Source organism: Neobacillus canaveralius (assembly GCF_047237705.1).
In the GTDB taxonomy this organism is placed as follows: domain Bacteria; phylum Bacillota; class Bacilli; order Bacillales; family Cytobacillaceae; genus Neobacillus; species Neobacillus niacini_K.
Map to the genome: position 1 here is coordinate 2,856,450 of NZ_JBDFLL010000001.1, position 24,707 is coordinate 2,881,156.

The following is a 24,707-nucleotide window of genomic DNA, read 5'->3' on the forward strand; positions in this document are numbered from 1 at the left end:
ATAGGTACGAGGGGGAGATATTTATGAAAATTGTTGAGCTTCAAAAGGGGAATGAATATTTGGAGGAAGGTATTAAGGTATTTTGGAAGGTCTGGGGAACTGAAGATAATTATAAGTTTTACGAGAATTGTATTCTTCATTCTGCAGAAACTTCAGAAGACCTTCCAAGATTCTATGTCGCCATTGAAAATGGTATTATTATTGGTACGTATGCCATCTTGAGAAATGATATTAATAGCCGTCAAGATCTATGTCCATGGTTTGCATGCTTATTTGTTGATAGAGAATATCGGGGGCAAGAAATCGGTGAGAAGCTTCTGGAACACGGTTTGAGTGAGGCAGCCAAAAAAGGGTATAAGAAGCTTTATTTGACAACGGATCTAGAAAATTATTATGAAAAATACAGATGGAATCATAACGGGATTGCATATGGACCAAGTGGCGGTCATATCAAGATTTATGAAAAAAGCACCGGTCTATATATTCAGAAGGAATTTATGGCATAATCGGTCCAGCAAATGTGTTATGGAAAATACAAATTCATACTGAAGGAGAAGTTGCAATGTCGAACAATATCTCTAGCAATAATCCGAGTCAAATACACTTCATGCTAAAGTCTACTCCACCAAGAGTAACTTTTCATCAGAACATGACTGAAGAAGAAAGGAATATTATGCTACAACACATAGCCTATTGGACGGACAAGCAGAATCAGGGGATTGCTCTGGTTTTCGGACCTGTTCTAAATCCTGCAGCCCCACACGGACTGGCAATTATTGAAGTCGAGAATGAGGAACAAGTACCAAAACTTATCGAAGAAGATCCCGCAGTGATTGCACGATTAATGACAACGGAATTTTATCCGATGAAAGCCATAATAAAGTTGTAAATTCACGTTTAAACTTAGAAAACGGCACACGTAAAATTAATGTGCACCTTTTCTTCCTTCCTGCATATAGTAGCTTCTGTGAGTATTTTCTTAGGAAGGAAGAAAGAACGATGAATATTAATCCAATAATTAAAACAAGCAAAAATGAAACTACTACTAACGGAACTGGATTTAAAATTATTGAAATCAATGTAACAGATCCAGCCCAAAGTTTATTTTCCGTGGTAACTCCTATTAAAATGAAGTAACCTTCAAGAGTGTGTGCCCCAAATATAAACTTGCCTTAAATAAAAAAAGAGTGTTTCATCGGTGGCAGGCACCAGTGAAACACTCATTTTTATTTCAATAAATCAAATCCCATTGGGAGTGTAAATCCTAGAGCAAATAGGCTAACAAGAACGAGAGAGAATGCAATCCATATGATGTCTGTTTTCTTTCCTTTTTGTTTACGGACAATTACCATTTCAAATAAACCAATCATGATGATACCGAGAATTGCTTTCAAATAGTACGTTACTGGAATGGAATATGCAGCAAAGAAGAGCATACCACCCGTTACGATAATAAGAATGTATGTAGCTCGTAAAACCCTATGCCATATTTTAATATTTTTTCCTTTATTTTGAAGAATGGCAATAATGATTAGAAAAATTAGTGACAAGACCAGGGATGTTAAGTGTGCATGCGTCATTTAATATTACTCCTTTAATTTAATGAATGATCTTTCAATAAACCTATTTTAATAGGAAAATATAAAAGGAATCTAAAGTAAGTATTAAATTTTTCTTAAATAAATAAGGGTTGAAAAATCAAATTTTCAAAAAATGGTATTAATAAGTAGAAAAAGTTACACAATATGTCTTGGAAAGTATCTGAATTTAGTATAAAATAAGGAAAATAAAAAATTAAATGATAAAAACACAATGATAGGGAGTATTAAGGATCGTTTATTGTTTAGAGAGCTGTCGGCTGGTGAAAGACAGTCAATAAACTCCCCAACTCGCCCAGGAGTGGTAAGGCTGATATGTAGGTCTTAACGGCTGACAACCGTCACAAAGTCTCAAAGTGGGTTCGTTTGTATCTAAATGGACCAAAAAGAGTGGTACCACGAAGGCAAAGCCTATCGTCTCTTATGAGATGATAGGCTTTTTTTATTTTATCTGAACTTAAATGAAAAGGTGGTCATTAGAATGAGAAATGTTGAAAAGTATTCAAGAGGTTATTTTATGCCCCCTGTCAAAAGCTTGAAATGGACAGAGAAGGAGTACATAACGGAAGCTCCTACCTGGTGTAGTGTGGATCTACGAGATGGAAATCAAGCCTTAGTTGTTCCTATGAGTCTGGAAGAGAAATTAGAATATTTTCAGTTGCTGTTGGAAGTAGGTTTCAAGGAAATCGAAGTTGGCTTTCCCGCTGCATCCGAAACAGAATTTCAGTTTTTACGTACATTGATTGAACAGGATTTGATTCCTGAGGATGTTACCGTCCAAGTGTTAACACAGTCTAGAGAAGCGATTATTAAAAAGACTTTTGAAGCGCTGGAAGGTGTGAACAAAGCTGTGGTCCACCTATATAATTCTACCTCAGTGGCACAGCGGGAACAGGTATTTAAAAAGTCAAATGAAGAAATAATTGAAATTGCCGTAACCGGTGCAAAATTGCTTAAAAAGTATGCAGCTGAGACACAAGGGAACTTCCAGTTCCAGTATTCACCTGAGAGCTTCACGGGTACAGAGATGGAGTTTGCGCTTGAAATTTGTAATACTGTACTGGATATTTGGCAACCAACGCTTGAGAACAAGGTGATTATTAATCTTCCCGCAACTGTTTCCATGTCAATGCCTCACGTTTATGCGAGCCAAATAGAATTTATGGGAGATCACCTAAATTATCGGGACAATGTAATCCTTTCACTGCATCCGCACAATGACAGAGGAACGGGGGTTGCTGATGCAGAGTTGGGTATGCTTGCTGGAGGACAAAGGGTTGAAGGTACACTGTTTGGAAATGGTGAAAGAACAGGTAACGTAGACATCGTGACGCTTGCTTTAAACATGTATTCACATGGGGTGAACCCTCACCTTAATTTTGAGAATATCCGTGAAATTAGAGAAAAGTATGAGGAACTGACTAAAATGAATGTTCATGAAAGACATCCATATGGGGGCGACCTTGTCTTTACTGCCTTCTCAGGCTCTCATCAGGATGCCATTGCTAAGGGAATGACATGGCGTGAGGATCAAGAACGTCAATATTGGACAGTTCCTTATCTTCTAATTGATCCAAAGGATATTGGAAGAGAGTATGAAGGTGATATTATCCGTATTAACAGCCAATCTGGTAAAGGTGGTATTGGTTATCTGCTTCAGCAACATTATGGACTTGATATGCCTGCAAAAATGCGTGAAAACTTCGGGTATAAGGTGAAAGATGAATCAGACAAAATGCACAAGGAAATTATGCCTAATGAGATCTATGAAATATTCAATAAAGAATATGTGAATATTAGTGCTCCTCTTGGGTTTAACCATTACCGACCTACCCATGGCGACCATTATGAAACGATTGTATCAATCCGTATAGATAACGAAGTGCATGAATTTACGGGTGTCGGAAACGGAAGGCTTGACGCCATCAGCAACGTTCTTCAAACCCAATTGGAAATCGAGTATAAAGATTTGGTCTATAAGGAGCACGCTTTAGAAATAGGATCCAAATCCAACGCTGTTTCCTATGTGGGTATTACTGCTATGGATGGTACTGTCTATTGGGGCTGTGGAATTGACCCTGATATTATGACATCCTCTGTAAAAGCTTTGTTTAGTTCCGTTAACAACATGGTAACCACACTCAATGCACCGATTGGAAAAGGATTTTCTCTAAATAAAAGAAGATAAAACTTGGGTTATACAAAGAACCAACAGCAAGAATTTACATGCTGTTGGTTTTTTTATTACAGTAAGATGAAACTTTCATCCTGCGGGTGAATAGCATGTAGGCAAAAGGGTTCGCCCATGTTGTTCAGTCAGCAGAACTGCAAATGAGGTGAGTCCATCAAATGTAATAGATAGATTGGAGGTATGTTAATGCAGCTATTTTACACAGTCCGCCCTGGGGATACACTTTACCAGATTGCGAGACGCTGGGAGCTGCCGTTAGAGACGCTGATTGCGGCGAATAATCTGGCCTCGCCCAACTCGATTTATGTAGGTCAGCAGCTTTCCGTTCCTCCTGGTGTAGATGTCATTCGTGTGAAACCAGGAGATACAGTTTATCAAATTTCTCAAAACTTTGGGGTTCCAGCTTCGGTTATCATTCAAGCTAATGCCCTTCAGCCCCCTTACGTAATCCAAGCAGGTCAGTTGTTGAAAGTACCACCTGGTGTTCCTTACTATGTGGTCCAGCCAGGAGATACCTTATTCCAAATCGCAAACCGTTTTAACGTAATAACTGGAAGTCAAAGCAACTTCGAGTTAATTATGAAAGTTAATAACCTGTCGTCTACCGTTATTTCACCAGGTATGAAACTCACCATTCCATACGCTCCTCCAGGTGATAGGGGTGTAATTGCTTATACCTCCAATCGAAGTGGCAGCTATGATATTTGGATTTATAATCCTAGTAACGGTGTGGACCAACAAATTACGAATGGTTTAGCAGAAACTTATTCGACTCCATTTTGGTCACATGACAGCACAAAGATCGCCTTTGTTGGAAAAAATGGAATTCTCCACATTCTTAATTTAGTTGATAATAGTATAGCTCAAATTGACCAGTTTGCAGACGGGTTAGGTGTTTTTCTTGATTGGTCTCCGAATAGCCAAGAAATCGTTTATACAAAACCAAATGGGTTGATGCTTTACAATGTGATCACTCATCGTGCCCGAACCCTAAATGCTGTTGGTGCAACAGATGCCCAATGGTTTCCGAGCGGGACCGAATTACTTTTTCAACAAGCCGATTCCACGGGAGTAAGCCAGCTTTTTCGTGTCAAAATTAATGGAACTAGTAAAGTGCAAATTACTCGAAATACAGGTGGCCGGCTTAATGATGTTCGTCTATCTCCTGATGGGACCTATGCTTTATATACGACCCCAGGTGCGAGCATCTCCATCATTTACAGTGTTAACCTTGCAACCGGAAACGTAATAGAAGTTAAAGGAGGACCTTTAGCGAAAAATTACTTCCCAACCTGGTCACCTGATTCACAAAGATTCGCATATAGTGCAACGGCGTTTGAAAACCTTGGATATTTCTCACTGGTAAGAACAGCTGGAAGACAAGGGATGACTGAAGTTACGAGAGCGATATCCGATTGTTTTGCCACCCCAGTGACCTGGTCACCAGATAGCAGGAAAATTGCTTATCTTTCTGGATGTAAGCAACAAGGCAGTTCCAGCGAAATCTGGCAAATGGATTTAACTCATCCCGTTCCAATCCAACTTGTAGAAGGTGGAGCGATTACGGCATTGCAATGGTCACCGTTACCGATTACTTCTCTCAAAAAAACATACTCTAATTCAGTCTATAAAGTTCGCTTCCAATATCCATCCCATTGGCAGCGGGTAAACGATGAAAGATACGAAGGAGAAGATGGTTTTTTTCAAATTTCAGCCATAGCCTCTGACCAATCGATTGAAGTGGTTTGTCAAAATGAAGCCTTCCACCAACTAAACCCATACGGCACTCAGCCCCGCATCCAACACACTCGTATTGGAAATCAACCAGCTTGCTTGATTTTCCCGTCTCAAGACCAACCAGCCGAAATGAGAAAACAAGCAGCATTGATTGTGCGGTATCCGAATCCTGTTGTAATAGGAGGTACAGAATATCATTACTTTATCCTCTGGGCCGACCAGAACCACATTATTGAAATGAGCACTTCACTTACATTTCAGTGATCCCCAAAACGAGTTGCTCTTCCTATAGAGCAACTTTTTTGATAGGGTAGAATGTATATTAAATTTAGTATAAGGATGATTACATATGAAAAAAGAGGAACAACAAATGAACCAAGTAGTTGAAACCATGATGGCACATCGTTCAATCAGGAAATACACTAATCAACCAGTTTCAAATGAAGATTTGGATACAATTATTCGTTCTACCCAAGCTGCACCTTCCTGGGTCAACGGTCAACACGTTACCATCATTTCCATTCAAGATCCTGAGCGAATAAAGAAAATGGCGGAGCTTGCAGGAAACCAAAAACATATAATTGAAGCACCCATTTTTCTTGTGTTTTGCGCAGATTTCCACCGTATCAAGGTGGCTTGTGAAATGGAAGGAATCGAGTTCCGGTCTGCAGTCAATCCTGATTTATTATTGGTTGGATCGGTAGACGTTGGTATTGCGCTAGGAAATGCGATTACTGCTGCAGAATCGCTCGGGTTAGGGACAGTGCCAATTGGCGGAATACGGAGAAGTCCACTAGAATATATTGATCTGCTGAATTTGCCTGAGTATGTCATTCCAGTTTCAGGGTTATGTATTGGTTATTCTAGTGAAATTCCAGATTTGGTACCGCGATTACCAAAGGAAGCCATCTTTCATGAAGAACAATACAAAGAGAATATTCACGAAGAAATCCAACAGTTTAATCAAATTCATCTTGAAGCAACGAGGGGAAGACAAAGCGGAGGTTCTACCTGGACACAAAGAATGGCAAATTTTTATAAAGATCCGTTTTATGTAAATAACGGTTATAAAGACGTAGGAAAAATGCTTGAACAACAAGGTTTTTCAAAACGTGAAAAATAAGTAAAGTAAAGAATGTGCCTATGGAATGTATTGAACTCCATAGGCTTTTTAATATTGACTACATAAAATCGCACGCTTTTTCCATAAATTAGTAATTTAGTATTGTCATATAATTTTCTCTTGCATAAACATATAATGCATGTCTAGGGGATAAGGCTACATTCCTATTAAAATCTTCGTAGCTTTAGGATAATGAATAGAAGAGGGCTTACAGGGATTCTATGTCTTGGACATACAACATGCCTATGTATGGAGGTTAAGATGGAAACAAATTTTAAGAATCAAAGGGTTTTAATAACAGGGGCAAATGGTTTCGTAGGCTCTCATATGGTTGAAAGAATGGTAAAAGAAGAAGCGCAAGTATCTGTATTTGTTAGGGATTCCTCTGACTTATGGAGACTGGATGAAGTAAAAAAGAATTTAGACCTCTATAGAACAGATTTAAGGAATTTGGAGTTGGTCAAAAAAAACGTAATGCAAATAAAACCAGACTTTATTTTCCATTGTGGTGCATATGGCGTAGATGGAAGACAAAATGATTTTTTTGTGGCTGCAGGTGCCAATATTAATGGAACTATGAATCTGATCCATTCCCTGAAAAGTATTGGCTGTAAAAAATTTATTAATGTTGGAACGAGTATGGAGTATGGAAATAAACAGGAACTCATTAAAGAGGACTCTTTTTTAGAGCCAGATAGTATTTATGGGAGTACAAAAGCATCAGCCTCCATCATTGCCCACCAAATGGCAGGAAACTATGATATTGATTTAGTTACAATAAGATCTTTTGGAGTTTTTGGAGAAAAAGAAGGCTCACACAAGTTCTTTCCCTATATTATTTTATCCATGATAGAGGATAAGCAAGTGAACTTGACCCCTTGTGAACAATTTAGGGATTATTGTTATATTGAAAATGTGATTGACGGATTTGTTTTAGCCGCTCAAAACAATGCCGCCAAAAATGAGATTTATAATATTGCAAGTGGTGAAATTCACAAACTTAAATTTTACGTGGATATGATTAATAATGAAATGCAATCAGTTAAACTACCAAATTATGGGGCATTACCCTATAGAGAAAATGAAGTTTGGAGACAACAACCGGATATTTCAAAGATTAAAAATCATTTAAAGTGGGAGCCAAAGATAAGTCTAAAAGAGGGGATTGCCAAAACAGTAACATGGTATAAGGAGAATAAACATAAGTTCATAGGAACGACGAGATGACACATGATAGTGAAACTTATTCCTCAAAATGATTCCCTCTATTACTCTGTTGATTTCAAAATTGCTCTTAAAGATGCTCTGGCTGTAATAATTGTTACTCCGTGGCCAGATTATATTAAAATCTCTCCTCAAGAATTCAAGTAATCAATGAAAAAACCATCATTAGTTGATGCTCGTAGGGTGTAAGGTAAGTCAACCTATGAAGCAGCTGGGTATCCAATATATCTGAGTTGGTCATGCTTAAAATTTACAATAAATAAAGGGATGGTAATATGGAGAATTGGTATGAATTGATTCACTTTCAAACTTATGGGGATAAACGCGGAAGCCTTAAGAAGTTGTTAATGAAAAGTAAACTTAAAGAAGATGAAAAAATCGAAGAGATTTACGTTCTATTTTCTAATCAGGGAAGTGTTAGGGGAAATCACTATCATAAAGAAACATTAGAATATTTTTCTGTAATTAGCGGTAAAGCGAGAGTGGCATTAAGGAATTTGGATACAGGTGCTTTTGAAGAAATCATCATGTCAGCAAATAATAATGTTATTCTCAAAGTTCCACCTTACGTAGTGCATGCCTTTAAAAATGAAGAAGAGGAACCGTTTATTATGCTTGCTATTTCCTCAAAAGAATACAATAAAGATGATACTGATACATTCCCAATGATAATCATTTAATAAATATAGATTAGATTGTTAAGGTTTTTAGACACTATCCGGTGTTCGGAAAAATTACGTTAGCTGAAGGTACTCAGGTTTTTGGCAGCTTATGGATACAATGCGTGATAAGTAGTATTTGGAGGAGCTTTGGAAGTCGAACAAAGCACCTTGGAAAATATGGAAATAGGGAATGTGATAAAAATATGAAGAAAATTTGCTTTGCGATCCTTGTTCATGAAAATAGGGATGTAATTCAAGATCAAATAAAGAACATTCGTTACTTTTGTCCAAACTCTACTATTGTCTTTTTTCAAAGTGGGAATGACGATCATTTATGTAATGGACTTGGTTATCCTATTTGCCCAACGTCACATCCAATGAAATATGGAAGGACATATGGCTGGTTCTTTTTAAATATCATGGAATGGCTTGAAAATACGGGTTATGAATATGACTACTTAATCAATTTAGATTCAGATTCTCTTTTTGCAAAAAAGGGATTTGAGGAATTTATTATCTCGGAAATGAACGAGTTTGATTATATGGCTGCACATTATGGAATGGCAACAGATCAATGGTATCCCGGGAAAACAATGAAAAAGATTTGGCATTTATGGCAGCCAATTTTTGATATGGATCATTTTTATGGTTGTTTTGGTTCACAAGTTTTTAGTCGAAAGTTTGTTAAGCAAATACTTTCCTTTAACAAATTATCAGAGATGAAAAGGATTATGAAACAAACTGAAGATGATGTATTGGCTTTAGAAGAAATGTTATTTGCAACTTTAGCAAAATCTCTAGGGGTAAAATCAAAACCTTATCCTGCTAATGTTGGTAAATGGATGCGTGACAGACCAAAATATACGAGACGAGAACTTATAAATGCTGTTAAAAATAATGAGGAATGTTATTTGTTACATCCAGTAAATCGAATAATGAATGATCGTGCAAGGACTTTTATAAGAAGTATGATTCCCTCCAAAAGAAAAGAGTAGACAAGTATATTAGGATTAAGCAAGCGGGACCAACCATAAAATATTTGTAGAAAACAAAGTTTAAAAAAGTAGAATAGAATTTGTATGCCTATGGAAATTTGTTTTCCATAGGTTTTTTATTACTAGCATGGAACAGTCCTCCATACGTAAAGAAGGGAGGACTATCTATTCATATATTTATGTAATATTTTGCTTGGACTTAATGTAGACCTCTTTATGTAGTTCCTTTTGCTTTGTTTTAATATTTTTATAAAAGAAAACCCACTATATTGGTCCTAAGCAGACCTGATAGTGGGACGGTTATTATTCTGTAAATTTGGTTTCTAGATTTTTTTCCTCCTAATTAACATTGTCTCTTTTTGACGAGAAGGGAGTGGGCATTACCGACTTTTTCTTCTAGATAACTCAAAGAGAAGTTTCCTGAAGGATCGGTTAAATCACCAACGGCACGTGATAGGTTATCGATTACCATTGTCAGGAGTTCTGGCGGCATTTGCACATTTCTAAGATTTACCTCATCCATAATTTCATGAGCAAGCCTTTGAATTTTTCGTAAACGTATACTCTCAGTTGTCATCATTAAATGTCCTCCTTTATTATCATCTGCCAAAAATATATGTAGCAGAACAAGATTCTTGACAACAATTTAACTATTCAAATAATTTAGGTCCTAAATTAGAAAATACGATTGACATTGATAATCATTATCAATTATTATCGAAATAACTACGTTGAACAAATACATTTAGGGGGAGGTTTGTCCATGAATCAAATACAGGCTATCACAGAGGATAACTTAAAGGACTTCATCACATGTCCTTACAAATTTTATCTTGATTACTACGAAAAGAGAAAGCATTCCATCAACTGGAGACAGGTCGTGCAACAAGTGGTAAATAAGGTAGTTTATTCTTTTTATAAGCTCCCTGCTGAACACCGAAACTCAGGAAAAGTGCTAAGACTTGTTGATGAATATTGGAGTATTGTAGCTCCACACCTATTTGAATCAAGGATTCAATACTATTTAGTAATTGCCAAAATCACAGATAATCTAATTCAACATATACAGGCCGAATCAAAGGAATCTCTACCTTTGTTTTTGTTTGAAAAACTAAATACATATATTGAAGAGCTGGATGTGGATTTATCCTTAACATTTGATGTTGCCGAGTGGTCTGATTCCTCTTTTGTGATAAAGAAGTACTTAGTTGACGCAACACCAGAAATGTTAACGCTTTACTATCATCTGACGATTGTTTTTTCTGAAAAGGTATTTAAAAGAACTCCGAAGAGAGTAGAAGTCATTACACTGCTCGACGGAAAGAAGCATGTCTACACACAGACCCCTGAAGATTTACAGGAAGGTCTTAACTATCTACAAGTCATGAAGTATTCCATTGAGGATCCTTCTAGTTACTTTAAGACGAGCAATGTTCATGAATGCAATCTATGTCCGTTTGTGAAGGAGTGTGATAAGGATACACAAGAATTCAATCCAAAAAAGTATTTGTCATAAAAATGGCTGAGAAGCTTAATAAAAATCCAATGATTAATATAACGCCAGTGATTAAAGAAAATTCTTTTTATAGTAATTTTGATTTGTCCTTAATACCCTTTGAAAGACAAATCTTTCAGTAGCCTTAAAGGATTTGTCCTTCATCCCCATTATGAAGGACCCTTCAAGGATTTATCCCTCATAGACTTTATAAAGGAAAAGTTTTGGTAGCCTTTTGAGTTTTGTCCTCATCCCCCTGAAAAATCCAGTTATCTTGTTGCTTTTAGTTATGTTTGTACTACAAAGCGTGGTTCCTGCGTCACCTGGTCAAAATGCAGCTAGTCTTCGGACTATGAATTTATTTAGTGGAAGAGTTTCAATATGAATTTTAAGAAAATGAAGAAGTAGTTTGCCCTTTTTGATTGGCACAATCAGGCGACCTAGAAAAGCCCCAAGTTAATAAACCTGAAATGTTTGTGAATAAAAACCGCGTTAGCGATTTGTTAATCTCGAGGCTAGATTTTTAGTAGAGACCCCATGTTATGTACAGGTTTTTAGCTAAACTTTTACAATTGGGTCATGCGTTATATATGTTTTGAATAGGATAGGAGTAATTATTCGAAAAGGGTTTTTAAGGTGTTCGCTCGTTCGTGAAAGGAGTTAAATGAATGATAGCTAAGTATAAACATCTTGTTATCATGCACGTCCTGGTTATTTTTTCCTTTAGCATTTTCGCTTCAGCGGCGGAAGCGAAAACTCATTCCACTATTCCTAAAAATAAAATTGTTGCTCTTGTATATGATGATTCGGGCAGTATGTGGGAACAGTCTGGAAATGTTCCGATTGATAATTGGAAGTATGCAAATTACGCTCTTCAAAGCTTTGTTTCTCTTTTAGAAAAACAAGATCAGTTAAGGGTTGTTTATATGAGCTCACCCACCGTGCCGGAGCCAATTGAATTAGATGAAAGACTTCGACAACATGAAATTGATCAAATTCGAACCTGGACTGGGAAAAGAAATACTCCACTAGAATCTTTATATACAGCGATAAAGGAATTGAATAAAGCTGTGGATAGCAATAAAAACTCTGATTTCTGGTTAATCGTTCTTACCGATGGGATTTTTAATGAACTTAACCATCTTGAACAAAAGCTTTCAGCTGCACAAATTGAAGAAAACAAGAATGCCCTTTTTACTAGTTTGAGGGAATTAAAGGAGAAAATGGACCAAAATGGTGCTAGTTTTCACAGTACCTTGATTCCCATTGAGTCCTATTTGAGCACAGCAGAGCTAGAGATTATGGCCGATTTTAAACGGCAATGGACCGAAAGTTCAGCTGGAAATGTGTTAGTGAGCAATGGAGAGCAAGATATCATTCAACGCATTAACGAGGTTGCAGCTCTCATGACCAATCGTGATCCGAGTGAACAGGACCAGTTTGATTTACATCCTGTTTGGGACGGCAATCAATTAGTCCTGGAGTCTCCATTTCCATTACGGAGAATTACTCTCATTGAACAATCCGCTGAAGAGAATGCTTCCTTTAAGGAATTTTATATAAACAACCAACGCATTGAACAAGGAATGGAGGGTCCATACAAAGTATTTACACCCGATGACCCAGCAAAATTACATCCGCCCATTCAAGGAACATTCACGCATTTTAAAAATGTGAATGGTGATGGCGTGATTGACAGAGGGACATATAAAATTGTTTTTGAAAAGCGACTATCTGAAGAACAACAAAAGTCTATTAAGATTTTAGCAGAACCGGCGATTGATTTTAGAGTTAATTTAAAAAAAGCCACTGGTGATGAGAATCCTGAAGTTTTCTTTACAGGCAGTAAGATGGTGCTAGAAACCACACTATTGAAGAGTGAAAGTAATGAAGAAGAAATCGATTTACGTGATATTGACGTAAAAAGTTTGTTTGAAGTAGAAGCTGAAATTGACGGGGCGAGGCTTCCTCTTAAATATGATTCTAAGGTTAATAAATTCATCGGAGATTTCACGTTACCTCAAAAGGATAAAATTCCTGTCAATGTAAAAGTCAATATTAAGGGATTCTATCAAAAAGTAAAGGAATCAAGCATTCAAATTAACCCAACGCGAAAGTTGAGCCTAGTGGCAAATACTGATACCTGGAGTGCATCGTTAGATAAGTTAACTGAAGCAGATCCCTTTGTGATTACTCCAATGGTCAATGGGGAGGAAATGACTTCGGAGGAGCTTAAAAAGGTCTTCAAGCAACTAAAAATAGAAACCCCCAGCCATATAAAAATTGAAAAAGAACAAAAAGGGAATCAAATTCTTATTTACCCTAAGAGTTTATCACCGATATTCCGAACTTCGGTAGGTGACGTACCCCTTCATGTTACCCTTACCGGTCAGTACCCTAATGAAATCGTGGAAGAGACGTTTACCCTAACGATTGAAGATATCTCACTCCTTAAGAAATATGGGAGTGTTGCTGTAAAAGCGTTAATCTGGCTTGCCATCCTTGTGTATATCTTTGGAATCATCATAAAACCAAGGTTTGACAAAAACCATATTTCACTAGAATACAAGCAAAGCAGGAAAAGAGAGAGACTCCGAGATGCGCGCGGGATGACAGAAAACTTCCATACAAATTGGTTCAACAGATGGCTTGTCCCATATCTGGCGGAAAAAAAGAGTATTGGCGAATTAACATTTAAGGCTGATCGAAAAAAGGACCGTGTTTGGCTTGTGAAAGAATCACAGGACCCTAACCTTATTGTGAGACATGAAAAGCTTGAGGGAAGAAGTAAAAAGGCAGACTTACAAATTTATCATAACGATGAGATACAAATTGAGAGAAATAACGACTATTCAGTTTATATATTTAAATCCCATTAAAAGTACTTAAAGAGGTGGTAACTAGATGAGCTTTAATGTTCCAACAATATTAATCGGTCTAGGCGGAATAGGGAGTAATATTGCCAATATGGTATATGGCCGTGTGCCCCCCGAGCAGCGGGGAAGAGTTGCTATCCATGCGTTTGATACTGATGCCAATAGCATTTCTAAATTAGAGCACCTAAGAAACAGCGCTACACAAACCAGCACCAGCCATTCGGTAAATGAATACCTACAGGGTAATCCAGAGGTATTAAAATGGTTTCCGAATAATCCCCAAATTAAGCGGAAAACGATGACAGATGGCGCTGGTCAAGTTCGTGCAGTATCGAGACTTGCTTTTCGGTCAGCGATGTCACAAGGGAAATTAAATGCGATGTGGGATGGAATTGAACGAATTTTTCCTGTCGACAGCCATGCCCAGGCGTATAATGTTCGAGTGATTATTATTAGTTCCTTAGTTGGCGGCACTGGTTCAGGGATTTTTCTGCAAATCGCTCTTTATCTTCGTGAAATGCTGGAGAGAAAGCTAAACTCGGAAAGTGTACTGATTCGCGGCGTTTTTTTACTACCGGATATATTAGTAAGAAGTAATACGGTTGACCAAACGGAGTGGGAAGCGGTCCAAGGGAATGGGTACGCCAGCTTAAAAGAATTGAATGCCATAAGCTTGAGCGCTTCGGGTAATCATAAACAAAATGTGACGATTGAGCTCGAGTACCGACCGAATCAAATTGATTTAGAGGGAAGAACAGCACATGCGATTACAGATAAACATCTCCCATATGATTTTTGCTTTCTATTTGATTATGAAAACACAAAAGGGCAGCATTTAACAAACGTCTCTGAGTATATAGACCAGGTGGCACGATCTGTTTATCTCCAACTCTTTAGCCCGATTTCAGCAAGAAGCTTTTCACAGGAAGATAACCAAATAAGAAGTTTGGTAGAATCAAACGGCCAGGCACGGTACTGCGGTGCTGGTGTTGCATCCTTAACGTATCCATATGAAGAGATTGTTGACTATTGTGCACTAAAATGGTCTGTTAGTGGATTAGATGACTCTTGGCTCCGCTTAGATAAGTTATTTAATGATGAAAATAAACGGCATGACGATGACTTAAGAAACGGGATTCATAAAGAAAAACCAAAAATAAGAGAGCTTTATGTTAAGTATTTTGAGCAAATTGTGAATGACCAAGAAAAACCAAACCCTTTTTTTCGTCAGCTTGATTACCAAGTACATGAAATCGAAGATAAGGGTAAAAAAGGCGCTTCAAAAGCCGATATATTTTTATCTGAGGTAGAGGAATATGCAAAAAAAGTGCTTAAAGATGATGTGGAATTAAAAGAGGATTATGAAGATCATTGTGTACTTGATGGAGGAAAACTGAAAATAAAAGATCGAGCGAAACAAGAAATTAATCGAATGGAATCCTCCCTAGAAGACTATGCCAAAGAAATTAACAAGAAAATTAATGAATACAGTCATTTCATTGTTTACCAGATTATTGATGCGGATTATCATTCGCCCAATGGCGCGAATGGCAGCAGGTTCCAGCTTAATACTTGGATTTTGAAAAAAGATGCACCTATTCATCCTGTTGGGGTGCGATATCTGCTCTACAGTATTCATAATAAATTGATTAAGAAGATTGCCCATTTAAAAGAAGAGAATCGCAGATTTAAAGAACAGATTGATCGTTATCAAGATATATATGATTTAGACCGTAATGACGGTGATGTAGATGATGCGGTCAGGCGTGTGGATAAAGCGTTAAAACAGGGCTTTGTTTCCAGTGTGTTTCGAAATCAATTTAAAGATTTTATTGATGAGTATACGGAAAAGGCGTCTCATCAGCTGAGTACTCTTAATCGCTATAAAAATTCCATGTTGTTAGAACTAGTCTTTTCTGCTCTTAATCAATCTATCAGGGAAATGATCGAGGATTGGCAAAGATTCTTTGATCATTTAATTGAAACAAGAGAAACGCTCTTGATGGAAATAAATCAATTAGCAAGGAAGTTTGATGGAGTGAGTGATCCGACGAAAAGGTATGTTCTAGCCAACAAGGAAATGCTGGAGCAAACGTGGGAGCGGATACGTCAATCGGTTGATCATGGTTTCTTGCCGGATAGTATCTCTCAGAAGATTTATCAAAGTCTCTATAACCGGTTTATCGAACGCAAAAACAATCGAGGGGCAGAGGAGTTTTATAAAGAAACCAAGGTTGAAGTGTTTTTTAGAGAGAATGTTTTAAAATTTTGCCGGATGGAATTGGCGAGTAAGCATTATGATAAATTAGATTTAACGATTACCCAAGCAATCAAAATAGAAGCCGCTCGTTTAGGGCTGGACCCAGATGAGTATCTTTATAAAAGAATGAAGGCTATAGAAGAACTGGCGCAACCTTATGTTCCGATTACAAATGAGTATCGAAGTTTGAAATACTGGGGACTCCATACGGAAAGTTTTAACCTGCTCTCGGAGCAGCTGCAAAATGAGTTATTCAACGAAAAACAAATTGTGGATGATGCCTTTAAGCGAAATGAAATCGTTTGTTATCGTGCCCATTATGGATTATCTGTCAGTGATTTTACCAAATTTTCCTCTGGAAAAAATGGAAAGCCTCCAGGTGTATATTATGAGGCCTATCATCGGTTAGTGAGTAAGCTAAATGAGGATGAAAATCGAACGATAACCCCGCATTTGGACCGAAATTGGCATCTCCCTGCGTATATGCCAGACTTAAACCCGGAACGCGCTGAGCTTGAAACCAATCGGACGGACCGTGCGCTATTGCTTGGAGTGATCTATGGCTGGCTTCAGTTAGTCAACTCTGATGGGAAGAGAGTCTATCAATATAGTGGAAATCAAGGCACAAAATTATTACTCAAATTTGGTGAAAAGGTGGAGGAAGATACTTTCAACCTTCATGAAGCATTGCCTCATAATCCTGTTATCTATGATGAAATTTTAGAAAGATTCCAAGAAATACAAGAAACCCAAATCAGAAATAACCGAGATATTCATGAACATGATTTTATTAGGGGAGCCGTCGAAATTTCGAAAGTTAGAAAAGATGGAATTGGTAATATCTTAGATTTAGTGTTGGCTTATGACCAAGAATTTATTTCCAATCCTTCCTTAACCGAGCGGGCCGACCGCCTGCGACAATGTCTGTTAACAGAGATTTGTGAGTACTTTAAAAAAGTAAAGAGAACGGAGTCGGCAAAACGGGGAGCGGCAAATTTAATTTACCAACTTTGGAAGGAATCTGAGGTCAGACAAAGAACAGCTCAGGATTCAGAGGAGTACCACAAGTGGTTGAATGATATTAATAATAAACTGAACTCACTAAATCAAGAACGAGTTTTAGTATAGCTTGTTAAAAAAAGGAGTGATCTTTGATGCACTCAATCGTGATTCATTTTGGAAAAAAGTATGAGGATTGGAATTTGATTGAGCCATTCTTTTACAAGCTGCAGAGTTGTAATGAATTAACCTTTTACTGGGAGGAGGAGGCCCCGGCCTCTAATCCTCTTTTTTTATCATTAGTCGATCGAATGATTGAACATCTTGACCGTCACCGAATAAAGGATTGGCAGTTGATTATTCTATTGAATTTAGATGATGAGCTAAATAGAAGGCTACGACTCACAACGCATCTCTCGGAAATAAGAAGAGACCTGCTTGAACCTTTAAAGGACAAGGGATTCTATCCAACTCAAAGTATTTTACATTTAATTGACAAAATCAAGAGAACTTCTAATTATGCGCCAATAGAAGAAGGGTTAAAACGGTATTGGGAACTTGACCATTTTGGCTATCTGATGAAAAGTCCTGGGTGGCCTATACTCGGTAATGCCTTTATCGAGGAGGAAATTAAACAGCTCGATGAAGAATGGGGAGAACCCATTCAGCTTCAAGATATAATCCTAGATCAACCCGGTGCAGAATTTATGGAGGCATTGGAAATGAAATGCGAGCGGGTCACAACCTGCTTAGCTAAAAAGATAGACAAAAAGAAAGATTATTTGTTGTTACGTGGAGAGAAGCCGAGTCATGATGAATGGTTGACCAAGGATCAATTAGATATCATCATGGAAGATTTTGAGAAAAAGATTAAGCAAATACGCACGCTACCATTAACCCCGTCATTAACAAATTTTACTCCATCAGGAGAGCTATCAAGCAGTTTGAAGTACCATGTTGGTATCCAAAGCGAAATCGGTGATATTCGCCTTATTCGTCAGGAAATCGTTCAAAGTTCTCATCGTGAAAGAATGAAAGGTTATTTGGAACTCACCTATTTTATTCTCACGATTAGCCACCATCCAAAACTAATTGAAAGGTTGGAAAAGGGAAGTACCAGTGTGATACAAATTTCGTTAGAAATGGAGAGGCTGGAAACATTAGTCAATCATTATTTTATGAGCTTGTTAAAGGCGAAAAGGCAATTAGAGGATCAATTATTGCTCCAAAACCAGTTTCATACCAATCGATTTCGAGACGATGATTTTTCGCCTTATACAGCAGCAAGTATTGAAAAGAGAAGAGATGTTAATCAGCCACTAATGAAGAACACTAAACTGAACTATCAATTCTTTGACCAATGGCAGGATCAGCTTTATAAAGTTGAAACCATTCTCTTTGATCGCGAAAATGAATTGCTAAAAAATTCTAGAGAAGCGATAAAAAAATTGCATGTTGTAAAAAGAAGAAATGACTTTTTGGAAGAGGAAGAATTGATCGAGATTAATGACTATAAACAGGACATCCTCCAAAAAATTAGTGTAGTGGAAAGGGATGTCATCCATTCTGCTCCTGGGACATCTGAAACGCTTTCAAAATGGAAAAATTTTGTGACGCAAGCTAAAAACCAAATGCATTTTCTCCTGCAGCTACTTCCAAACCAGCATCAGTTACTGATGATGAGTTTCCTGATTTTTATGATCCTATTCATTCCTTTTCTGCAAATTTCGGGTTCAAATGAATCTACTAAGGTAACAGCCTATTTTTATGGTATTGGTTTGGTTATCACCCTTCTTGTTACGTATAGTGGGTATTATTTTACCAGACAAATATCCCATCAACACATATCGAAATATCAAGAAAAAACCTATGAATATACCGAGAATATTTATCAAATGCAAGTCGATGCCCAGCACCGCTATAATGACTATTTAAACCATTTATTCAAGCTATTCTCGTTACGTAAATATCAAGAAAAATTATCTGTAATCGGTGAAGAAAAGAAGAAGCAGAATCTTCTTTACCGCTACCACCTAATTAAATTAGACGAATTTGTACAGATGTCAAATCGATTGCTTCATATCCTTCAGATTAATAAAGAATCATTTTCTTCTAAACAAGAAATACGGGTACCAGGTATTAAGTTTGAAAAAAATATCATCGAGAATCCAATCTATTCTCCGTTTCAACAGCTAGGGGTACAGGGGTCAAACGGACATGGAATTGAAGTGTATCTCGGTAGTGCTATCGAACAATACCAATCAGCCTATATTAAAGAACTTGAGCAAATTCGAATCCAAGAAGATAAGGTGTATAAACTATGAACTTATACCTTGAAATGTTAGGAAGTTTCCTTGTTTTATGTCTTAGTATCACTCTTCTCTATACGGCAAATTTTCCTCAGGATCAACGATATAAACAACTTTACCTTCCACTAGTGACATTATTTATTTGTTTATCCTGGCTTCTTTTGGATAAGTGGCTTATGGGTATATACCAAGAATTTCTTAATGAAAGAATGCCATCTCTTTTGTCGAATATCCAACTGTTGATAAATATAACGATTTTGTTCTCGGTATTGACTGTAAAATGGTGTTGGAAATTCGCAGGAAGTTTGCCTTCTAAGAATCTTGGAAATAATCGCATCTTTAAACCATTTGTGAAAATAGTAAATAAGGCTTCGTCTATTCTCTATCCGAAAGAACTTGTGGAAAAATCGAAAACGAAGCTCTCGGAGAAGGGCACCGTTTCGCTTGTTTATTTTAAAAGCCGAGGAAGGATCTATTTGAAAAAGGAGTGGACCTATCTATCTGCTTTTTTTAAGATTGCAGCGATTTTTCCACTACTTATTCTGGTGCTTATTATAATTGCCAATGTATATGAACTTTCGATCAATCAGTATTTGCCGGCATATCCAATTATTTCTTTTATTCTATTAATGGAGATTGCTTGGTTTTTAAATGGTGAAAAGGTACCCTATAGTGAAGGTTTTATTACTGGTAGTGATGCCGTCTCTAGAAGACTAACAACCTATGAGGAATTATTTAATCAATACAAGGAATTATGGGAAGACCGACTGCTGGCTTCTGGGATTGTGAGAAAAGATGAACATTTTCATCATCGTAAAGATCATTTTTCCTATGTGAATATCTCGCCAGAACTGGAACATCAATTGATTATTGATTCGATTTGTGAGGAATTAAAGAAAAAGAATATCATTATCGATGAAAGCTATACAACGATGATGTCAGAAATCATTCAAGAACATGATGTCGTGATTGAAGATGTCAATTATAACGATTTTTCTTCCTATTTCTTTCCGGCTTTGTATCACTTGCTGGCCAAAAATAAGAAGATATTGATCATTGCACATAGCCAAGGTGCAGCAGAGGATGCGGTAGAATGGGTGTCAAAGGGAATTAAAGAAGTGTCAGGGGTGGACCAGATATGGAAGGTTAGTACCTTTTTAGATGCACTTGAACAAAACATGAATTCAGATGTATTGATTGTTTCTCCCGATACGTTGAAGGAGAAACGATTTTTGCACTACTTACGTCAGTTGGAAAAAACAAAACTGTTGGAAGGAATATTGTTGTTCCATGCTGAGAAGCTGATTCCAACCTATTCCACCATAATTCATACTTTTAATCTAAATGTTAGAGAGCTAATTGGGAAAAAACCACAGTACATCATATTAACAGAATGGTATGAAGGATTAGAACATACCGTACGTTCACTCCTGCAATGTGAGCCTAGAGATATCGTTTCATCGTCCAACACAAGTCAAAATTTACACTATATGGTTTGGAAAAATGAAGGTGAAATTTGGTTTCAACAAAAGATCCTGCCAAAAATTTCGCATCGTCAAGTAGAAGCTGAAGTAGTCTTATCCATACTAGCTTTAAAGGCGAATATTGAACCTGTACACTTCATCAACCAGTGCAACACTAATGTTAAAGAAAGTATCCACGAAATGATTGATATGAAGAAGGCGTTATTTGATCTTGGGTTTGATTTAGAAACATTGGATCACATGGTAAAAATGATTCAGGTCCAGGATAGTAACCTTACGATTCCGGTTGATGATTTTACACTTCTTCTCATTCGCGATGATCACTACAATTTAGTGAGGCGTTTAAATTTGTGGAAAGGAACCGGCAAAGTGGCTTCTTTCGTACACATCGTCAGCCCTCCTTATTTACTTCGAGATTACTTAGCAGATCAGTTGGATTTCTATATGAGTACGAATCGGACCATTGCACCTTTAGCTCCACGCTTATCTCAATCACTTTGGAGCATTGCTTATACCCTATTAGAGCGATTAGTTAATTTTTATATAATGAAAGAGGAAGTAGAGAGCTATTTAACAAGAGCAAAAATTAGCTCTTATCGCTCGGTTGTCGAGGGTGTTCACGAGTTGTTCTCAAACGCCTTTGGTCCTAAATTAGCATACCGTTTTACGATTGAATCAGAAGAACTAGTAACCTTTGACCGGTCCAAGAAAGACTTTGTGAAGAAAACACGATACAGAATCCCATATTCGGCTAAAGAAAAGATCCTGCCAAAGGGGTTCCATTTCTTTCAGATTAAGCATAACGACAAGTGTCTTTCTGAGATTCTTGAAGGACACCTATATCAACAATACCTGCCTGGCCAATACCATTCATTTAATGGCGAACAATATAAAATCCAAAAAGTGGATGTTGAGCGTGGAATCGTGGAAGTCACCTTTGAACACATTTTTGAGCAGAAATACTACCGTCCTATTACGGAATTTAAAATAAGCAAGATGGCAGAACAACGCAATTTCAAGAGGAATACTATTCTCTTGGAACAGTTTGAGGTCTGTTTGGGAGCGGTACAGGCGGATATAAGTGTTAAAACAAGCGGATATGTGGAAATGAGTGAAATGTTAAACTTAAAATCGATGAAGTTGCATTCTTATCATCAAGATGAAGAGATCACAAGGAATTATGAAAACGGTCATCTTTTATGCTTTGAGATACATTCCAAAGAGGGGAAGTTTGAAAATGCCGCAAACATCAAATTTACTCTCTCTCTCTTATTGAATGAGTTGTTTGTATCCTTATTCCCGGATACACACCATTTTGTGAAGGTTTGTGCTAGGTTGGGGGAATTATTCTTTGACCAGTCAGATTCACAGTCAAACAATTTAAAATGGATTACTCCTTCCATCCATGTAGATGATGTCGCTGAGGAAGAGGGGCAGATTACGCTATTTATTATTGAGGATTCTCCAATGCATCTTGGCATGTTAGAAGCGATTAGTCATAATTGGGAAAAAATCTTTGATATGTTAAACGACTATCTTTTTTGGTTATTAAATGAAAGTAATGGAAATAGTGATTATCTCTATTTTGGTTACGACCACTTCCCCAAGGAATTGGTCTTATGCGAAGCCTTTTCGATATTAGATTCGTTGTTAACGAGGAAAAAACTAAGGGAAGTTCGAACAGGATATCATGGACGAATGATAGAAGAAGAAGTCGTAAATATCAGCAGCATTGAAACTCAATGCGTGTTCTGTGGCAGAACGGTTTCTGCAGCGCAAGTCATTCAACTCAATGATGGCAGACAAAGGTGCTTTACTTGTAATGAGTCGGCCATTGACCATGTATTACGAGTAGAGCCACTTTATAGAGAAGTTCGCCAATTTTTTAAAGATGTATATTTAGTAAACTTACCTGAAGATATCTCGCTATTCGTGTTAAGTGCAGCAGAAATTCACAAAATGAGCGGTTTACCCTTTATTCCTGAGGCTGGTAATCCACGATTAACCGGGAAAGCCAGTATGGATGATGATGGTAAACTCAAGGTTCTAGTTGAAAATGGGTCACCGAGAACCCATACACTTTCCACCTTAGCGCATGAATTAACCCATATTTGGCAATATGAGAATTTACAAGTGGATCAGCTGCAAACGGTAGAACTTGAGGGATTTGCCTCATGGGTAGAAGTACACTTGATGACCCAAATGGGAGAAGTACCGTACGCCAACATGCTAAAAGAACAACTTGAAAACAGACAAGATCCCTATGGCAGAGGTTACCGACTCATCGAAGAGAAATTATCCATTCTCCCATACAACGCTACTCCATTTGACTTGTATGTACCTGATGAAGTTGGGTTGTAATCAAATAAGAAATAGCTTAGTGTAAAAGATATCACACTAAGCTATTTTTTTGTGCAGAAAAAAGATTGTAAAGCTACTTTAAGTTTTAAGGTTCCCTAAATGAAATATTGTTCTAATGACTGCATTTCATGTAAAATAGGTAAATGAGACGTTAAGGATTTGTAAATAAACAAAGCATGGAGGACATAAAGTGTCGTATGAATTGAAAAAAGGTATAAAATTGTTTGCACTAAATTCTAATCAAAGCTTGGCAAAGGAAATGGCTAAGCATTTAGGTTGTGAGGTTGGGAAGAGCTCTGTCACTCAATTTAGTGATGGAGAGATTCAGGTAAATATAGAAGAAAGTGTGCGTGGCTCCGACGTATATGTTGTTCAATCCACTTCACACCCGAATAATGACCATATCATGGAGCTATTGATTATGATTGACGCTCTAAAAAGAGCTTCAGCGAAAATGATCAATGTGGTTATTCCTTACTACAGCTATGCACGTCAGGATCGAAAAGCTAGATCCCGTGAGCCGATTACAGCTAAATTAATTGCGAACCTCCTTGAAAAATCAGGCGCTACCAGGGTGCTGACGATGGATTTTCATTCACCGCAGGTACAGGGATTTTTTGATATTCCAGTGGATCATTTATTTGGAATTCCGATTCTAGCACAGTATTTTGAGAAAAAGGGACTTGAGGATGTAGTTGTTGTCGCACCACATAACGGTGCTGTCGGGAGAGCGAGGAAAATGGCCAAGTACTTAAATGCCCCGATCGCCCTCATTGATCGACGACGTCCTGAACCTAATGTTTCCGAAATTCTTGAGATTATTGGGAATGTTGAAGGGAAAAATGCCATTATTTGTGATGACTTAATTAATACAGCCACAACGCAAGCCTTAGCAGCCAATGCTTTAGTAGAGTATGGGGCAAAGGCAGTTTATGCTTGCTGTACACATGCAGTTCTCTCACAATCCGCTGTTCAAAAAATCGAATCATCAGCGATTCAAGAATTAGTGATCACGAACACGATTGAGCAGACGGAAGAAAAGAGAATTGATAAAATTACGATGCTGTCTGTAGCCCCATTACTGGCAGATGCTATAGACCGAATTCATAATGAAAGAGCTGTAAGTCCGTTGTTTGAATAAAATTTCTTCTCGATTAACATAGGAAGAGATACTGGGACCACATTCAGGCAATTGGAATGAATTAATGGTAAAACAAGTAGAGCTGCGATAATCGCGGCTTTTTCCATCAACGCGAGGTTTCCAGAACATTGCCCTGCGTTTAGTAATTAATATATTGAAAATATTTTATTTTAGCTTTTCAAACCAAGTGATATTTTGATCAATAAAACTGAAGAACGGCAAAAAAAATCTATGTTTTTTAGACATAGATTT

General features: G+C 37.4%; 17 protein-coding genes and 1 other annotated feature. Of the genes, 15 read left to right on the top strand and 2 right to left on the bottom strand.

The features are described from left to right. Positions 1 to 23 precede the first annotated feature (23 nt). From ABC255_RS14415 to ABC255_RS14425, 3 genes are all read left to right on the top strand, one after another. Positions 24 to 506 carry a GNAT family N-acetyltransferase gene (locus tag ABC255_RS14415; RefSeq protein ID WP_412994465.1) on the top strand — a complete coding sequence of 161 codons (483 nt, stop codon included), beginning with the start codon at positions 24 to 26 and terminating at the stop codon, positions 504 to 506. Between the two features lie 56 nt (positions 507 to 562). Beyond that, positions 563 to 889: a YciI family protein gene (locus ABC255_RS14420; protein WP_412994466.1), complete on the top strand. Its 327-nt coding sequence runs from the start codon at positions 563 to 565 to the stop codon at positions 887 to 889. 110 nt (positions 890 to 999) lie between these two features. Further along, the gene (locus tag ABC255_RS14425; protein WP_335531498.1) at positions 1,000 to 1,137 is read left to right on the top strand and encodes a hypothetical protein; all 138 of its coding nucleotides are present in this window, start codon (positions 1,000 to 1,002) and stop codon (positions 1,135 to 1,137) included. Positions 1,138 to 1,226: 89 nt separating this feature from the next. Here ABC255_RS14425 and ABC255_RS14430 read toward each other — a convergent pair whose 3' ends face one another. Continuing rightward, on the bottom strand, positions 1,227 to 1,580 hold the full coding sequence (locus ABC255_RS14430; protein WP_412994467.1) for a DUF1516 family protein: 354 nt from the start codon (positions 1,578 to 1,580) through the stop codon (positions 1,227 to 1,229). 223 nt (positions 1,581 to 1,803) lie between these two features. Then, positions 1,804 to 2,023 (top strand) — a binding site (T-box leader). 56 nt (positions 2,024 to 2,079) lie between these two features. On the opposite strand from ABC255_RS14430, the gene ABC255_RS14435 reads away from it, so the two are divergent. From ABC255_RS14435 to ABC255_RS14460, 6 genes are all read left to right on the top strand, one after another. Further along, complete coding sequence (locus ABC255_RS14435) at positions 2,080 to 3,786, top strand: 2-isopropylmalate synthase (protein ID WP_412994469.1); 1,707 nt, start codon at positions 2,080 to 2,082, stop codon at positions 3,784 to 3,786. A gap of 189 nt (positions 3,787 to 3,975) precedes the next feature. After that, positions 3,976 to 5,790 carry a LysM peptidoglycan-binding domain-containing protein gene (locus ABC255_RS14440; protein ID WP_412994470.1) on the top strand — a complete coding sequence of 605 codons (1,815 nt, stop codon included), beginning with the start codon at positions 3,976 to 3,978 and terminating at the stop codon, positions 5,788 to 5,790. 85 nt (positions 5,791 to 5,875) lie between these two features. Continuing rightward, the gene (locus ABC255_RS14445; protein WP_412994472.1) at positions 5,876 to 6,649 is read left to right on the top strand and encodes an NADPH-dependent oxidoreductase; all 774 of its coding nucleotides are present in this window, start codon (positions 5,876 to 5,878) and stop codon (positions 6,647 to 6,649) included. 261 nt (positions 6,650 to 6,910) lie between these two features. Next, on the top strand, positions 6,911 to 7,876 hold the full coding sequence (locus tag ABC255_RS14450; protein ID WP_412994474.1) for an NAD-dependent epimerase/dehydratase family protein: 966 nt from the start codon (positions 6,911 to 6,913) through the stop codon (positions 7,874 to 7,876). Between the two features lie 272 nt (positions 7,877 to 8,148). Continuing rightward, entirely contained in the window at positions 8,149 to 8,553 is a 405-nt protein-coding gene (locus ABC255_RS14455; RefSeq protein ID WP_412994476.1) for a polysaccharide biosynthesis C-terminal domain-containing protein, read from the top strand. A 185-nt stretch (positions 8,554 to 8,738) separates the two neighbouring features. Continuing rightward, on the top strand, positions 8,739 to 9,530 hold the full coding sequence (locus ABC255_RS14460; protein WP_412994478.1) for a hypothetical protein: 792 nt from the start codon (positions 8,739 to 8,741) through the stop codon (positions 9,528 to 9,530). 343 nt (positions 9,531 to 9,873) lie between these two features. On the opposite strand, the gene ABC255_RS14465 is transcribed toward ABC255_RS14460, so the two are convergent. Then, a complete protein-coding gene (locus ABC255_RS14465; RefSeq protein ID WP_412994480.1) occupies positions 9,874 to 10,110 on the bottom strand; it encodes a hypothetical protein in 237 nt (78 codons plus the stop codon). A 183-nt stretch (positions 10,111 to 10,293) separates the two neighbouring features. Between ABC255_RS14465 and ABC255_RS14470 the strand changes: the two genes are divergently transcribed. The 6 genes from ABC255_RS14470 to ABC255_RS14495 all read left to right on the top strand — a co-directional run bounded on the left by ABC255_RS14470 (position 10,294) and on the right by ABC255_RS14495 (position 24,455). Beyond that, entirely contained in the window at positions 10,294 to 11,046 is a 753-nt protein-coding gene (locus tag ABC255_RS14470; RefSeq protein ID WP_412994481.1) for a hypothetical protein, read from the top strand. Positions 11,047 to 11,693: 647 nt separating this feature from the next. Further along, on the top strand, positions 11,694 to 13,904 hold the full coding sequence (locus ABC255_RS14475) for a vWA domain-containing protein (protein ID WP_412994483.1): 2,211 nt from the start codon (positions 11,694 to 11,696) through the stop codon (positions 13,902 to 13,904). 25 nt (positions 13,905 to 13,929) lie between these two features. Beyond that, on the top strand, positions 13,930 to 17,289 hold the full coding sequence (locus tag ABC255_RS14480; protein WP_412994485.1) for a tubulin-like doman-containing protein: 3,360 nt from the start codon (positions 13,930 to 13,932) through the stop codon (positions 17,287 to 17,289). Between the two features lie 26 nt (positions 17,290 to 17,315). After that, entirely contained in the window at positions 17,316 to 19,484 is a 2,169-nt protein-coding gene (locus tag ABC255_RS14485) for a hypothetical protein (protein ID WP_412994486.1), read from the top strand. A gap of 161 nt (positions 19,485 to 19,645) precedes the next feature. Next, positions 19,646 to 23,314: a hypothetical protein gene (locus ABC255_RS14490; protein ID WP_412994487.1), complete on the top strand. Its 3,669-nt coding sequence runs from the start codon at positions 19,646 to 19,648 to the stop codon at positions 23,312 to 23,314. Between the two features lie 190 nt (positions 23,315 to 23,504). Further along, a complete protein-coding gene (locus tag ABC255_RS14495; RefSeq protein WP_412994488.1) occupies positions 23,505 to 24,455 on the top strand; it encodes a ribose-phosphate diphosphokinase in 951 nt (316 codons plus the stop codon). The last annotated feature ends 252 nt before the right edge of the window (positions 24,456 to 24,707 follow it).

Excerpts from the sequence above, each read along its gene's own strand:
- ABC255_RS14415 (WP_412994465.1), top strand. The coding sequence starts at position 24 with ATGAAAATTGTTGAGCTTCAAAAGGGGAATGAATATTTGGAGGAAGGT.
- ABC255_RS14420 (WP_412994466.1), top strand. The coding sequence starts at position 563 with ATGTCGAACAATATCTCTAGCAATAATCCGAGTCAAATACACTTCATG.
- ABC255_RS14425 (WP_335531498.1), top strand. The coding sequence starts at position 1,000 with ATGAATATTAATCCAATAATTAAAACAAGCAAAAATGAAACTACTACT.
- ABC255_RS14430 (WP_412994467.1), bottom strand. The coding sequence starts at position 1,580 with ATGACGCATGCACACTTAACATCCCTGGTCTTGTCACTAATTTTTCTA.
- ABC255_RS14435 (WP_412994469.1), top strand. The coding sequence starts at position 2,080 with ATGAGAAATGTTGAAAAGTATTCAAGAGGTTATTTTATGCCCCCTGTC.
- ABC255_RS14440 (WP_412994470.1), top strand. The coding sequence starts at position 3,976 with ATGCAGCTATTTTACACAGTCCGCCCTGGGGATACACTTTACCAGATT.
- ABC255_RS14445 (WP_412994472.1), top strand. The coding sequence starts at position 5,876 with ATGAAAAAAGAGGAACAACAAATGAACCAAGTAGTTGAAACCATGATG.
- ABC255_RS14450 (WP_412994474.1), top strand. The coding sequence starts at position 6,911 with ATGGAAACAAATTTTAAGAATCAAAGGGTTTTAATAACAGGGGCAAAT.
- ABC255_RS14455 (WP_412994476.1), top strand. The coding sequence starts at position 8,149 with ATGGAGAATTGGTATGAATTGATTCACTTTCAAACTTATGGGGATAAA.
- ABC255_RS14460 (WP_412994478.1), top strand. The coding sequence starts at position 8,739 with ATGAAGAAAATTTGCTTTGCGATCCTTGTTCATGAAAATAGGGATGTA.
- ABC255_RS14465 (WP_412994480.1), bottom strand. The coding sequence starts at position 10,110 with ATGATGACAACTGAGAGTATACGTTTACGAAAAATTCAAAGGCTTGCT.
- ABC255_RS14470 (WP_412994481.1), top strand. The coding sequence starts at position 10,294 with ATGAATCAAATACAGGCTATCACAGAGGATAACTTAAAGGACTTCATC.
- ABC255_RS14475 (WP_412994483.1), top strand. The coding sequence starts at position 11,694 with ATGATAGCTAAGTATAAACATCTTGTTATCATGCACGTCCTGGTTATT.
- ABC255_RS14480 (WP_412994485.1), top strand. The coding sequence starts at position 13,930 with ATGAGCTTTAATGTTCCAACAATATTAATCGGTCTAGGCGGAATAGGG.
- ABC255_RS14485 (WP_412994486.1), top strand. The coding sequence starts at position 17,316 with ATGCACTCAATCGTGATTCATTTTGGAAAAAAGTATGAGGATTGGAAT.
- ABC255_RS14490 (WP_412994487.1), top strand. The coding sequence starts at position 19,646 with ATGGGTATATACCAAGAATTTCTTAATGAAAGAATGCCATCTCTTTTG.